A 13,544-nucleotide genomic window follows, 5' to 3' on the forward strand; every position below is an offset into this window, starting at 1 on the left:
AGGCGGCCCCGGACGGTACTCCGGGGCGGAATTTCGAACCATGTCGGTGCGGGCGCGTATCCATGTCGTATGGTGTCCGGCCGCGTCGTCGCGGCCGGACCGTGGTTAGGCGGAAGGACGGTTATCGCGTGGCGGTTGTCGACGATCGTGGGCACTCGGACTACCCGGAACCGGACGAGCCGCCCCGGGAGGACTTCGGGCGTCAGCCCCCGCAGGACATGACCGCCGAGCAGTCGGTGCTCGGCGGCATGCTGCTGAGCAAGGACGCGATCGCCGACGTCCTCGAGGTGCTCCGCCCCGGCGACTTCTACCGCCCCTCCCACCAGAGCATCTACGACGCGATCCTGGACCTGTATTCGCGCGGCGAGCCCGCCGACCCGGTGACCGTCGCCGCGGAACTCGAACGCAAGGGGGAGTTGCGGCGCGTCGGCGGTCCGCCCTACCTGGTGACGCTGACGCAGACCGTCCCCACCGCCGCGAACGCCGGCTACTACGCGGAGATCGTCGCGGAGAAGTCGATCCTGCGCCGCCTCGTCGAGGCGGGCACCCGCATCGTGCAGTACGGCTACGCCGGCTCCGACGGGCAGGACGTCGCCGAGGTCGTCGACCGCGCGCAGGCCGAGGTGTACGACGTCACCGAGCGGCGCACCACCGAGGACTACGTGATCCTTGAGGAACTGCTGCAGCCGACGATGGACGAGATCGACTCCATCGCCAGCCGCGGCGGCATCTCCCTCGGCGTGCCCACCGGCTTCTCCGAGCTCGACGAGATCACCAACGGCCTGCACCCCGGGCAGATGATCATCGTCGCGGCACGTCCCGGTGTGGGTAAGTCGACCATTGGCATGGATTTCATGCGGTCGTGCTCCGTGAAGCACGGCATGGCCAGCGTTCTGTTCTCGCTGGAGATGAGCAAGACCGAGATCGTGATGCGTCTGCTGTCGGCGGAGGCGAAGATCAAGCTGTCGGACATGCGCTCGGGCAAGATGACCGACGACGACTGGACCCGGCTGGCGCGGCGGATGAGCGAGATCAGCGAGGCCCCGCTGTACATCGACGATTCGCCGAACCTGACGATGATGGAGATCCGGGCCAAGGCGCGGCGGCTCAAGCAGAAGCACGACATCAAGCTCGTCGTCCTCGACTACCTGCAGCTGATGACGTCCGGCAAGAAGGTCGAGTCCCGGCAGCAGGAGGTCTCCGAGTTCTCCCGGTCGCTGAAGCTGCTCGCGAAGGAACTCGAGGTGCCCGTCGTCGCGATCTGTCAGCTCAACCGTGGCCCCGAGCAGCGCACCGACAAGCGCCCGCAGGTCTCTGATCTGCGCGAATCTGGATCTTTGGAGCAGGACGCCGATATGGTGATGCTGCTGCACCGCCCCGACGCGTTCGAACGCGACGACCCGCGCGGGGGAGAGGCCGACATCATCCTCGGCAAGCACCGCGGCGGCCCCACCGCCACCATCACCGTCGCGCACCAGCTGCACTACTCGCGGTTCGTGGACATGGCGCGGGGATAGTTTGATGATGATGATGATGCCGCCGCCGCTGCGGTAAGGCGCTGTGCCGGCCCGACGGCGATTTTTGATACGCCGGCGATATGCGCGGCCGCCTACCATGGCGAGCATGCGGGTGTTGGTCGTCGAGGACGAGCGGTTCATGGCGGAAGCGATCCGTGATGGGCTGCGCCTGGAAGCGATCGCGGCCGACATCGCCGGTGATGGGGACACGGCCCTGGATCTGTTGGGCGTCAACACCTACGACATCGCCGTCCTCGACCGCGATATCCCCGGCCCGTCCGGTGACGAGATCGCCCAGCGCATCGTCGCTTCCGGTGGCGGCATGCCCATCCTGATGCTCACCGCCGCGGACCGGTTGGACGACAAGGCCTCCGGGTTCGAGCTCGGTGCCGACGACTACCTCACCAAGCCGTTTGAGCTGCAAGAGCTCGTGCTCCGTCTCCGGGCACTCGACCGCAGGCGCGCGCACAGCAGGCCGCCGGTGCGGGAGATCGCTGGTCTGCAGCTGGACCCGTTCCGTCGCGAGGTCTACCGGGACGGCCGGTACGTCGCGCTGACCCGGAAGCAGTTCGCGGTGCTCGAGGTTCTCGTCGCCGCCGAGGGCGGGGTGATCAGCGCCGAGGAGCTGCTGGAGCGGGCGTGGGACGAGAACGCCGACCCGTTCACGAATGCGGTGCGCATCACGGTCTCGACGTTGCGCAAGCGGCTCGGCGAACCGTGGCTGATCGCCACGGTGCCGGGGGTCGGGTACCGCATCGATACCGAACCGGACGCCAGAGGCGACGGTGGCTAGAGCACCCGGGTTGGGCGTTCGCCTCAAGCTCACGCTCAGCTATGCCGGGTTCCTCATGCTCGCCGGTGTTTTGCTCCTTGCGGCGGTGTGGGTCTTCCTGCTGAGAGGGCGGTCCACGAACTTCCAATTCCCTGATCTGGCCGACTTTGCCCGGGTCTTCGACCCGAGCAACTTCGGCCCCGTGGTGTTTGTCCCGGCGGCGATCTTGGCGCTCGGGTTCTTGCTGGTGTTCGGCCTTATCGGTGGTTGGATTCTCGCGGGCCGCATGCTTGCCCCGTTGACGCGCATCACCCGCGCCGCGCGGGAGGCGGGGAGCGGCTCGCTGTCATACCGGATCGAACTGGAGGGACGCAACGACGAGTTCCGTGAGCTTGCCGATGCTTTCGACGCCATGCTCGCGCAGCTCGAAGCACGCGACGCCGCGCAGCAGCGATTCGCCGCCAACGCCTCCCACGAGCTGCGCACCCCGCTGGCGATCACCCAAACCCTTCTCGATGTCGCCCGCAACGATCCGAACCGCGACGGCGGCGAACTCGACGAACGCCTCCGCGCGGTCAACACCCGAGCGATCGAGCTCACCGAGGCATTGCTCCTGCTCAGCCGCACCGACCAACGGTCCTTCAGCCGCGAAGACGTCGACCTGTCGCTCATCGCGGAAGAGGCCGCCGAGACGCTCCTCCCGTTCGCGGAGAAGCGCGGCGTCAGCATCGAGACCTCCGGGGACATCGCGCCGGTCAGCGGCTCACACGCACTCCTGCTGCAGTTGACGACGAACCTGCTGCACAATGCGATCGTCCACAACCTCCCCGAGCACGGCAGCGTGCAGATCAGCACCGCCGCCGGCCCCGAGTCCGTCCTGCTCACGGTCGAGAACACCGGCGACAAGCTCAGTCCACAGTTGGTCTCGACACTCACCGAGCCGTTTCAGCGGGGCACCGCTCGCACCCGCGGGGACGAGGCGAGGGTGGGCCTTGGCCTGGCGATCGTCAAGAGCATCACCCAGGCACACGACGGATCCCTCACGCTCAGCCCCCGAGCCGCAGGCGGGCTCGCCGTCGCGGTGCGCCTGCCCGCCGCTCCGCGACGACCGTAAGCACGTGCCGGGCCAGCCGCGAACCCACGTCGGGTGCGCCGGCTGCCAACGCATGCGCCGACATCGTCGCTCTCCGTTCGGTATCGGCGAGCAGCGGGATCAGGGTGGTTTCGATCCATGCCGCGGTGAGATCGGCATCGTCGACGATCACCGCCCCGCCGGCAGCAACGACCGCCTCCGCGTTCCAGCGCTGCTCACCGCCGCGCAGCGGCAGCGGCACATAGACGGCAGGTAAGCCGACAGCGGCGAGTTCGGCGCATGTCATCGCCCCCGCGCGGCAGATCGCGACGTCGGCCGCGGCGTAGGCGTACTGCATCTCCTCGACGTACGGGACGACGACGTAGGCCGGGTCGCCGGGGTCGGCGTCGGGCGGCTCGACAATGCGCTGGGGCCCGGTGATGTGCAGCACCTGCACGCCGGCCGCCCGCAACGCTGTTGCCGCGTCGGCCACGGCGGCGTTGATCGTGTTGGCTCCCTGCGAACCGCCGGTGACCAGCAGGACCGGCTCGTCCGGGCGCAGGCCGAACCGTTGCCGGGCCGCCTCGCGCAGCGCGGCCCGGTCGAGCCCGGTGATCGCCGGCCGCAGCGGGATGCCGATCGCGCTGGCGTGCGCCAGGTGGACACGGGGCGCGGCGGTGAAGACGTGGGTCGTCATCCGGGCCGCCAGTCGGTTCGCCACCCCAGGCCGGGCGTTCGCCTCGTGGACGACGATCGGCATCCCCCGCCGGCGGGCGGCGAGATACGCGGGCAGCGCCACGTAGCCCCCGAAGCCCACCACGACCTCGGCCCGCACGCGGTCGAGTATGGCCCCGGTCGCCCGGACGGAGTCGCGCAGTCTGCCCGGCGTGTGCAGCAGGTCGCGGCTCAGCGTGCGCGGCAGCGGCACGGGCGGGATCAATTCGAGCGAATAGCCGCGGGCGGGGATGAGCGTGGTGTCCAGGCCACGGCCGGTGCCGAGCGCGGTGATCTCGGCCGTGGGCTCCAGCAGGTTCAGCGCGTCGGCGAAATTCATCGCGGGCTCGATGTGCCCGGCCGAATGGCCGCCAGCGACGACGACGCGCGGGGCGGGTTCGCCGGCCGACATCACGATGCCCCTCGGAGCAAGATTCCCCGGTTGGCATGAAACCGCTCGAATACCTGCAGGGGCAGGGCCGCAGAGTCTGAATTGTGGGAGTAGCCCGACGGATTATGAAACCGCACCACCCCATCATTGATGGCGTAGATCAGCACAAGGTGGCCTCCTCGTCGCGGCTCGTGGGTGTCGGGATCGCGAATCTCGGGGGATACCGAGGCGATCATGACCTGGCCGGGCCGCAGCTCCCGGGCCGATACCTGAATCGGGGTGTGCTCGACCAGTTGGCAGTCGAATCCGAATTGGGTGCTGACCCACGCCATGAATGGCCGGTAGAGCAGGCCGTGGACCTTGCCCGAAGACTCCACCTCGTAGCAGCCCCACTCGACGGCCAGCGCAAGGAGTTCGCCTATCGACAGTCGGACATCAGTCCAGCCGTGGAGCAGCGACTGGAGGCACGCCAAGCCGCAGACCTTGCGGGACCAGAACAGGTATTCCTCGCGCGAGCGATATCCGTCGGAGGCCCAGTCGTGCAGTTTCGATGGGTCGGTGTGTCGCAGGAAGACCTCCAGCCCCGATGGGCCGGTCCGCCGCATCACGACCTCGTCGTTGTTCGCCACATGTCCCCACTGCGAGACACAATGGAGACCCATCAGGTGATCGGAAAGTCGAAGTAGACGTCGGGGTAGGGTTCGCGTTTTAGCGTGTAGTGCCACCACTCGCAGTCGTACCGATCAAATCCGCAGTCCTCCATGAGGGAACGAAGAAGCGCACGATTCTTGGACTCGATGGGCGTGATTCCTCGCGCTCGATGACCCGAGATCGGGTCCATGAGGTCGTGGCCGCCACCCATTGGCGCAAGGTCACCGGTCGCGAGATGATAGAGCGTCAGGTCAACGGCGCCGCCCCTACTGTGACCCGACTGGGTTGCCACGTATCCCTTTTCGAGGATCTCGGGTCGGGCGATATTGGGATAGTGGCGCTGCTTCGTCTGGCCATCCTCCGGCTGCTGCGACCAGCGTAGGAAGCTGTCGACGGCGCGTCGAGGACGATAACCGTCCCAGAGAAGCAATCCGAAGCCGAGGGACGCCGCCTTCTCGCGTACCTGCGCGAGGGCAACGCACAGCGCCCGGGTGCCGACGATCCGATTCGCGAGGTAGCCGTCTACCGGCTTGCCGGTGAAATTGTCCCAGGTGGCGTACTTCGCATCCCAGCGGACCCCGGGCACGAGCGCGTCGACGTAGACGAAATCGTCGTTCATCGCTTCGTCCCGCGCATTGTCATCGAGATGAGCCGGTCGATCATGTCGGAGATCGGCAGTCCCGCGGCGGCCATCATCCGCGGATACCGGCTGTACGACGTCAAGCCGGGCATGGTGTTGACCTCGTTGAGGACCACCCGCCCGTCGTCGGCGAGGAACATGTCAACGCGGGCAAGTCCCTTGCAGCCCAGGGTGCGGTAGATGGCCTTGGCGGTCTCTTGGACGAGCAGGCGCGATTCGTCGGAAATGTCGGCGGGAACAATGAACGTCGAGTTCTCCGATCCGGTTTCGGGCGATTCCTCCTGGTGGATCCGGAAGAATCCGTGCGAGAGGTCGACGCGGTCCACCTCCCCAGTGATCAGGCCGAATCGTTCACCCAGGACCGCGCAGCCGATCTCGCCGCCGGCCACGGCTTCTTCGATCAGGACCTTCGAGTCGTACTGTCGCGCCGCGCTCAGCGCCTTCGGCAGCTCATCCGCACGGGTGACCTTGCTGACGCCGAACGATGAACCCGAACGGGCCGGCTTCACGAAGACCGGATAGCGAAGTCGATCGGCGTCGACCTTCTCGTTCGCCGCGACAACCCGAAAGGTCGGCGTGGCGATTCCCGCGCTGGTGGCGACGGTGTAGGCCAGGGCCTTGTCCATGCACACGGCCGAGGCCTGGATGTCGCAGCCGATGTAGGGGATGCCGGCGAGCTCCAACAGGCCTTGGATCGCGCCGTCTTCGCCGAGCGTGCCGTGCAGTACCGGGAAGACGAGGTCGAGGCGCACGGTTTCGTAGCGCCCCTGCTCCATGACCAGCAGGCCGTGCACACTTCGATCGGGTGACAGCACGGCGGGACCCGCGCCGTGATTTTCCCAATCCGCATCGGGGCCGTCGCAGAGCTTCCACTCGCCGTCGGTCGAGATGCCGATCCAGAACGGTTCGTACTTCTCCGTGTCGAGATTTCTTGCCACCTCTCGCGCCGACTTGATGGAGACGGGATGTTCTTCGGAAGCCCCTCCGAAGATGACCCCGACCTTCAATCTGTTCATGCTGTTCTCCCACGTGCAAAGTTGAGGCAGTTAATGAGGCTGTTTTCGACGGTGTCGTTCAAGGCGTGGTCCGTGTAGTAGGCGGAATGCGGACTGATCAGCACATTCGGCAGGCGCTGCAGCCGCACCAGTGCCTTGTTCTCCATCACCGTGTTTCGGCAGTCGGCGTAGAAGATCCCTTCCTCGCCTTCGATGACATCGAGCGCCGCGCCGCCCAACCGGCCGCTCTCCAACGCGGAGAGGAGGGCCTCGGTATCGAGCAGCGGTCCGCGACCCGTGTTGACGAGGTACGCGCCGTACTTCATCCGGTCGATGCGTTGGCGGTCGAGGAGATGGTGTGTGTCCGCGGTGAGTGGAGTGTGGAGCGTGACAATGTCGCTCTGCCCCAGCAGTTCATCGAGCGGAACGTAGTCGGCGGAGGCGTGAGGCCTGCGGTCATGCGCCAGCACGTGGCAGCCAAATCCCCGCAGCCGGTCGATGACCGCTGTGCCGATGCGCCCCGTTCCGATCACCCCGACGGTCAGGTCGCGCAGCTCCCTGCCGCGCCTGTCATTCAACCGGTAATCATGCGTATCTGCATGGCGGACAATGGTTTTCGCGTGGCGCACGGCCATCAGCATCAACATCAGTGTGTAGTCGGCCACGCTGTCGGGCGAGTAGTCGACGTTGCCGACCGAGATGCCGATGCTCGCCGCGAATTCCACGTCGATGTGGTTGTACCCGACGCTTCTGGTGGAGATGTACTCGACGCCGACTCGGCTCAGCGCCAGCAGCGTGGCATGGTCGATCTGCGTCTTGTGGCTCACGCTGATGCATCGGTTGCCCCGCGCCAGTGCAGCATTGGCTTCACCGACCGCTTCCTCGGTGATGCTTGGCGCAAGCCCGAGGCGGGTTCCCATCTCGCGGAACACCACGGCTTCGTCGTGACCGCATCCGAAGACGGTGACCCCGGTGGTCGGGACCGCCGGGGGTGACGAATCGTCGGGCCCTCGGGCGCACCGCACCGCGATCGCGTCGCTGTCGATCAAACCCAGGTCGTTGTAGGACATGCCGACAGTCAAGACAACGCGGAGTTGCCAGCGCGTATGCATTTTTCGATATCCCGGCGATATGCCGTCCGTGGGGTTGCGACGACCTCACCGATGCAGCGCGCCCGCCCGCCAAACGACTCGACATCGCCACCACCAACGACCGGACCACTAGCTCCGTCGTTCAGCCCGTTCCGGGCCCGCCGGACGGACAGACCAATGCGCTCAGGGTGCGACGCTGAGCTGCCACACGTGACCGTCCGGGTCTGCGCACAGTGCCGTGTATCCCCACGGCTGGTGCTCGGGTGCGGCGAGCACCGTGCCGCCGGCGCTCCTGATTCGCTCGACCAGGACGAGGAGCTCCCGCTCGGTGGCAACGCCCATGCCGAGGAGGCACTCGCTGGTGCCATCGGGAGCCAGTGGGCGGTCCTCGCCGAGGACCCAGTCGAGGCCGTCGGCCGGGATGAGCGCCAACATCGTGCGCTGGTCGATGCGGAACGACAACGGTTCCGGGACGCCGTCCTCGGCGGGTTCGCCGACGAGGTCGAATCCGAAGGCGCTGCGGTAGAACCGCATCGAATTCACGCGATCGGCAATCGGCAGGCTGATCTGGACGCCGCGGGCACTGGTCGACATCACCACTCCGTTCGGGTCGAGTCTATGGTCCCAGTACTGACCTTCCCGGACCGTCGAAATCATCGCCCCGGTGGGCGGCGCTATGCCGCCGGTGTGACCCGGACGCGCAAGGCGGACCTGATCGAGCACCGGCAGGAACTGCGGGATCCCCGCCTCGACGCCGACCGCTGGCGCGCCCACCGCGACCGGATCCCGGCCCGATTCGCGGCGCCGACCCTGAGTGCTACTGTGGCCGCGCGTTGGTTACCGTCCGGCTCGTGCCGGGCGGTTCGTAAGAGGGAATCCGGTGGGAAACCGGAGCTGCCCCGCAGCGGTGTGTGGAAACGACCGCGGCCATCAGCACTGGGTGTGAGCCCGGGAAGCGGCCGCCAGTAGGAGAATTCGGGTTCGCCCGATCCGTGTCCACGAGCCCGAAGACCTGCCAGCGCGGCCATGCCGCCGGCGTGGTCGCCTGTCGACTCCGAGGGAGCGGTCGACGAGGATGCGGGCACCGCTGTGCCCGCACGTCGTTGCGCGCACCGCCCGGTGAGGCTGGCACCTGCATCCAGGTGAAAGTGGTCGATGATGCGCCGACTGCCCGTCGCCCCGTTGGCCATCGGCCTGGTGGCCGCGCTCGCGGTCGTCTCCGTCCTGGCGTTGATGCTCGGCACCGCACCCGTTCCCTGGCGTGACACCACCGGATTCCTGTGGGCCGAACTGACCGGCGGGCCGGTCCTCGCGCCGGACCTCCCGAACTATCGGATCGTGACCGACTCCCGACTGCCGCGAGTGTTGTTGGCCGCGTTGGTCGGTGCCGGATTGAGCGGGGTCGGGCTGATCGTGCAGGCGATGGTGCGCAACGCGCTGGCCGACCCGTACGTGCTGGGCATCTCCTCGGGTGCCTCGGTGGGCGCCACGTCGGTGGTGCTGTTCGGCACCTTCGGCGCGCTCGGCCTGTACGCGCTGTCGACCGCCGCGTTCCTTGGCGCGCTCGGGGCCACGATCCTGGTGTACCTGATGGCCCGGTCCTCGGCGGGGCTGGTTCCGCTGCGCCTGGTCCTCACCGGGACCGCCCTCGGGTACGGGTTTTCCGCTGCCACAACGGTGTTGGTGTTCATGGCACCGCACGGGGACGCGGCGCGGTCGGTGATGTTCTGGCTGCTCGGCAGCCTCGCCGGTGCCACCTGGCAGGCGGTGCCGCTGGCGGCGGCGGTGACCGTGATCGGGTTGGCGGTCATCGCGGCCTGTGCGCGCCGGCTGAACGCGCTGTCGATGGGTGACGAGGTCAGCGCGGCGCTCGGGATCGACGCGAGCCGCTTCCGGCTGTTGCTGTTCGTTGTCGCCGCGGTCATGACCGGATGTTTCGTGTCGATCTGCGGCGCCGTTGGTTTCGTCGGGCTGGTGGTACCGCACGTGGCCAGGCTGCTGGTCGGCGCCGACCATCGCCGGCTGATCGTGGTGACGCCGTTGCTCGGCGCGGTGTTCCTGGTCACCGCGGACCTGCTGGCCCGCACCCTGATTCCGCCGCAGGAACTTCCGCTGGGCGCGATCACCGCCGCGGTCGGGGTCCCGCTGTTCGTACTGCTGATGCGGCGCCGCGGCGCCCTGGCGGGGGTCGGCTGATGCGGGTCGACTATCGGGACGTCACGGTCGAGATCGGCGGCACCCGGATCCTCGAGGCGGTGACCCTCGCAGCCGAGGAGGGCACCTTCGTCGGCGTCGTCGGGGCGAACGGTAGCGGCAAGTCCACCCTGCTGCGCTGCCTGTATCGGGCGTTGTCGCCCGCGGCGGGCCGGATCCTGGTCGGCGGCACGGACATCGCCGCGATCAGCATGCGCGAGAACGCACGTCAGGTCGCGGCCCTGACCCAGGACAGCCCGATGCAGTTCGACTTCACCGCGGCCGAGGTCGTGGCCACCGGCCGCCTGCCGCATCAGTCGGCGTTGCGCAGAGCCGACCGCCGCGACGTCGGCCTGTGCCGCGACGCGCTGGCGACCGCCGACGCGTCGCACCTCGAGCACCGCAGCTTCCTGTCCCTATCCGGCGGGGAGCGGCAACGCGTCCTGATCGCCCGCGCGCTGGCGCAGCAGCCGCGGGTGCTGGTGCTGGACGAGCCGACCAACCACCTCGACGTCCACCACCAGTACAGCGTCCTGACCGCGGCCCGGAACCTGGGCATCACCGTGATCGCGGCGCTGCACGACCTGAACCTGGCCGCGCAGTACTGCGATCGGCTGTTCGTCCTCAGCGGTGGCCGGCTCGTGTGCACGGGGACACCGGACGAGGTCGTGACGGCCGACGTGCTGCGGCGGTGGTTCGCGATCGGCGGGCACGTCGTCACCCATCCCCGGCTGGGTGTTCCCCAGATCATCTTCGACGAGAAGGAGTACTAGATGAGGTCCCGACCCTGGACGGTCGCGATGGCAGCGGCGAGCGTGTTCGCGTTGACGGCGTGCGGCGCCGACGTGCAGGACGCGGCCGCCGAACCCACCGGAGAGTCGGTGACCGTCACCAACTGCGGCGCACCCCTGACCGTCGACGGCATCCCGCAGCGGGTGGTCACCAACGACACCGCGATCACCGAGATGATGTTCGCGCTCGGCCTCACCGAACACCTGGCGGGCTACACCAGCTACCCGGGCAAGGAGCGGGACATCGCCACCTCGCCGTGGCGGGCCGACTTCGAGACGGCCCCGCAACTCGGGGATGCGTTCACCCGGGAGGTGGTGCAGGCGGCGAACCCCGACTTCGTCTTCGCGGGCTGGAACTACGGGTTCAAGGAGTCGACGGGCCTGACCCCGGACTGGGTGCGCTCGATCGGCGCCGTCCCCTACCAGCTGACCGAGGCCTGCAGGCAGCCCGACACGGACCGCCGCGGGGTGATGGAACCGCTCGACGCGCTGTACGCGGACCTGGCGAACCTCGGGGACATCTTCGGTGTCCGGGACCGGGCCGACGACCTGGTCGCCGGGTATCGCGAGCAGGTGGCCGAGGCGACGGCGTCGGCGCCGGCCGGGCAGGAGCCGGCCCGGGTGTTCCTGTTCGACAGCGCAACCCCGGAGCCGTTCACCTCCGGCCGGACCGCGGCGCCGTCGCAGATCATCCGCGAGGCGGGCGGCAGCAACATCTTCGACGACCTGAACGACTCGTGGACCACCACCTCGTGGGAGGCGGCGGCGCAACGCGACCCGCAGGCGATCGTGATCGTCGACTACGGGGCCGGGCCGGACGAGTCGGTGGACGCGAAGATCCGGCTGCTGCGTCAGCAGCCGCTGATGGCGGGCACCACCGCGGTGCGCGAGGGCAACATCATCGCGCTGCCGTACGCGGCCCTGGTGGAGGGCCCCCGCAATCCCGACGCGATCGTCACCGTCGCCGAGTTCCTGCGGTCGAAGGGTTACTGACCACGGCGCGGGCCGGCAGGCCGGTGATCGCGGCGCCCCGACCGGGCACCCCCGAGAACGCCCTTTGGGTCGCGTGCAGGTCGTTACCTATGCTGGTAGCGCGTGCACCGTTTTCGCCGGTCGTGGCCCGGTTCGACCGAACCGGATCGCGGCCGGCGAAGTGACGTGCGTCTCATCCAGTTCGGCGTCCAACCCACGGGCACGCCACACAGAGTCAGAAAGACAGAGGATCGCAGTGACCACAGCGGAACTGACCCAGTGGAACTCCGAGGAAGCGCTCGCCGAAGCGATGATCCCGATCATCGGCGGCCTGCACCGCAGGCACTCGGTGACCATTCTGCTTCACAGCCGCTCGCTGGTGAACAAGTCGGTCATCAGCATCCTGCGCACCCACCGCTTCGCCAGGCAGATCCGTGGTGACGAGCTGTCCGTCGAGGAGACGTTCCCGTTCCTCGAGGCGCTGACCGAGCTCGACCTGCGCCCGTCGAAGATCGACCTCGGCCTGCTGGTGTCGGCCTACCGCGCCACCGGCAACGGCGGCTCGATCCCCGAGTTCGTCGCGCAGAGCCTCGCCGACCTGGTCGGCGGCGCCCAGACGAGCCCCGCGCAGCCGCAGGACGTGGTGCTCTACGGCTTCGGGCGCATCGGCCGTCTCGTCGCCCGCCTGCTCATCGAGAAGGCGGGCTCCGGCAACGGCCTCAACCTGCGCGCCGTCGTGGTCCGCAAGGGCGGCGAGGACGACCTGGTCAAGCGCGCCTCGCTGCTGCGCCGCGACTCCGTGCACGGGCAGTTCAACGGCACGATCAAGGTCGACGCCGAGAACAGCGCACTGATCGCCAACGGCAACGTCATCAAGTTCATTTACAGCAACGACCCGACCGCCGTCGACTACACCGAGTACGGCATCGAGAACGCGATCCTGATCGACAACACCGGCATCTGGCGGGACCGCGACGGCCTGTCGAAGCACCTGCGCCCCGGCATCGCGAAGGTGGTGCTCACCGCGCCCGGCAAGGGCGATGTCCCGAACATCGTGCACGGCGTCAACCACCGCGGCGTCAGCCTGGACGAGACGATCGTGTCCTGCGCGTCCTGCACCACCAACGCGATCGTGCCGCCGCTGAAGACGATGGACGACGCGTTCGGGGTGTCCCGCGGTCACGTCGAGACGGTGCACTCGTTCACCAACGACCAGAACCTGCTGGACAACTACCACAAGGCCGACCGCCGCGGCCGTTCGGCGCCGACCAACCTGGTGCTCACCGAGACCGGTGCCGCCTCGGCCGTCGCGAAGGCGCTGCCGGACCTGAAGGCCAAGATCACCGGCAACTCGATCCGCGTCCCCACGCCGGACGTGTCCATCGCGATCCTGCACCTGCAGCTGAACCGCGAGACCACCAAGGAGGAGGTGCTCGAGCGGCTGCGGCAGGAGTCGCTGACCGGCGCGCTGAGCCGCAACCTCGACTACACCGCCGCCACCGACGCCGTCTCCAGCGACTTCATCGGCTCCCGCGCGGCGTCGATCGTCGACGCGAACGCGACGATCGTCGAGGGCGACACCGCGATCCTCTACGTCTGGTACGACAACGAGTTCGGCTACTCCTGCCAGGTCGTGCGCACCGTGCAGTACCTGTCCGGTGTCGAGTACCCGATCTACCCCGAGGTCGACGCCGCCGCGCTGGCGCCCACCGCGGGCTGACACCGCACCGCAGCACCGGAACGCA

The 13,544-nt window shown here is 68.1% G+C and carries 13 protein-coding genes and 1 riboswitch; of the genes, 7 read left to right on the forward strand and 6 right to left on the reverse strand.

What is annotated here, in order from left to right:
* The first annotated feature begins 128 nt into the window (after positions 1–128).
* From dnaB to vanS-O, 3 genes are all read left to right on the forward strand, one after another.
* Positions 129–1,517, forward strand: coding sequence for a replicative DNA helicase (gene dnaB / locus ACWF62_RS03105; protein WP_378569796.1), 1,389 nt, complete (start codon positions 129–131; stop codon positions 1,515–1,517).
* 106 nt (positions 1,518–1,623) lie between these two features.
* Positions 1,624–2,310: a vancomycin resistance response regulator transcription factor VanR-O gene (vanR-O, locus tag ACWF62_RS03110; protein WP_452629382.1), complete on the forward strand. Its 687-nt coding sequence runs from the start codon at positions 1,624–1,626 to the stop codon at positions 2,308–2,310.
* Entirely contained in the window at positions 2,303–3,403 is a 1,101-nt protein-coding gene (gene vanS-O, locus ACWF62_RS03115) for a vancomycin resistance histidine kinase VanS-O (protein ID WP_452629383.1), read from the forward strand. The genes vanR-O and vanS-O overlap by 8 nt, the downstream gene beginning before the upstream one ends.
* On the opposite strand, the gene ACWF62_RS03120 is transcribed toward vanS-O, so the two are convergent.
* From ACWF62_RS03120 to ACWF62_RS03145, 6 genes are all read right to left on the reverse strand, one after another.
* Positions 3,336–4,487: a UDP-N-acetylglucosamine--N-acetylmuramyl-(pentapeptide) pyrophosphoryl-undecaprenol N-acetylglucosamine transferase gene (locus ACWF62_RS03120; protein ID WP_452629385.1), complete on the reverse strand. Its 1,152-nt coding sequence runs from the start codon at positions 4,485–4,487 to the stop codon at positions 3,336–3,338. The genes vanS-O and ACWF62_RS03120 overlap by 68 nt on opposite strands.
* Positions 4,487–5,095, reverse strand: a complete 609-nt coding sequence (locus ACWF62_RS03125) for a hypothetical protein (RefSeq protein WP_452629386.1) — start codon at positions 5,093–5,095, stop codon at positions 4,487–4,489. Before ACWF62_RS03125 ends, ACWF62_RS03120 begins: the two co-directional genes overlap by 1 nt.
* Before the next feature lie 32 nt (positions 5,096–5,127).
* Entirely contained in the window at positions 5,128–5,736 is a 609-nt protein-coding gene (vanX, locus tag ACWF62_RS03130) for a D-Ala-D-Ala dipeptidase VanX (protein WP_452629387.1), read from the reverse strand.
* The gene (gene vanO, locus ACWF62_RS03135; protein ID WP_452629388.1) at positions 5,733–6,773 is read right to left on the reverse strand and encodes a D-alanine--(R)-lactate ligase VanO; all 1,041 of its coding nucleotides are present in this window, start codon (positions 6,771–6,773) and stop codon (positions 5,733–5,735) included. The genes vanX and vanO overlap by 4 nt, the downstream gene beginning before the upstream one ends.
* Positions 6,770–7,822: a D-lactate dehydrogenase VanH gene (gene vanH, locus ACWF62_RS03140; RefSeq protein WP_452629389.1), complete on the reverse strand. Its 1,053-nt coding sequence runs from the start codon at positions 7,820–7,822 to the stop codon at positions 6,770–6,772. The genes vanO and vanH overlap by 4 nt, the downstream gene beginning before the upstream one ends.
* Positions 7,823–8,026: 204 nt before the next feature.
* Positions 8,027–8,617 (reverse strand): VOC family protein, encoded by a 591-nt coding sequence (locus tag ACWF62_RS03145; protein WP_452629390.1) that lies wholly within the window; start codon positions 8,615–8,617, stop codon positions 8,027–8,029.
* Positions 8,618–8,658: 41 nt separating this feature from the next.
* Positions 8,659–8,877, forward strand: a riboswitch (cobalamin riboswitch).
* Positions 8,878–9,001: 124 nt separating this feature from the next.
* Between ACWF62_RS03145 and ACWF62_RS03150 the strand changes: the two genes are divergently transcribed.
* The 4 genes from ACWF62_RS03150 to ACWF62_RS03165 all read left to right on the forward strand — a co-directional run bounded on the left by ACWF62_RS03150 (position 9,002) and on the right by ACWF62_RS03165 (position 13,519).
* Positions 9,002–10,039, forward strand: a complete 1,038-nt coding sequence (locus tag ACWF62_RS03150) for a FecCD family ABC transporter permease (RefSeq protein ID WP_452629467.1) — start codon at positions 9,002–9,004, stop codon at positions 10,037–10,039.
* Positions 10,039–10,809: an ABC transporter ATP-binding protein gene (locus tag ACWF62_RS03155; protein ID WP_452629391.1), complete on the forward strand. Its 771-nt coding sequence runs from the start codon at positions 10,039–10,041 to the stop codon at positions 10,807–10,809. The genes ACWF62_RS03150 and ACWF62_RS03155 overlap by 1 nt, the downstream gene beginning before the upstream one ends.
* Positions 10,810–11,820: an ABC transporter substrate-binding protein gene (locus ACWF62_RS03160; RefSeq protein WP_452629392.1), complete on the forward strand. Its 1,011-nt coding sequence runs from the start codon at positions 10,810–10,812 to the stop codon at positions 11,818–11,820.
* Between the two features lie 235 nt (positions 11,821–12,055).
* A complete protein-coding gene (locus ACWF62_RS03165; RefSeq protein WP_378507575.1) occupies positions 12,056–13,519 on the forward strand; it encodes a glyceraldehyde-3-phosphate dehydrogenase in 1,464 nt (487 codons plus the stop codon).
* Positions 13,520–13,544: the final 25 nt, after the last annotated feature.

It is taken from the genome of Rhodococcus sp. NPDC054953 (genome assembly GCF_053609225.1).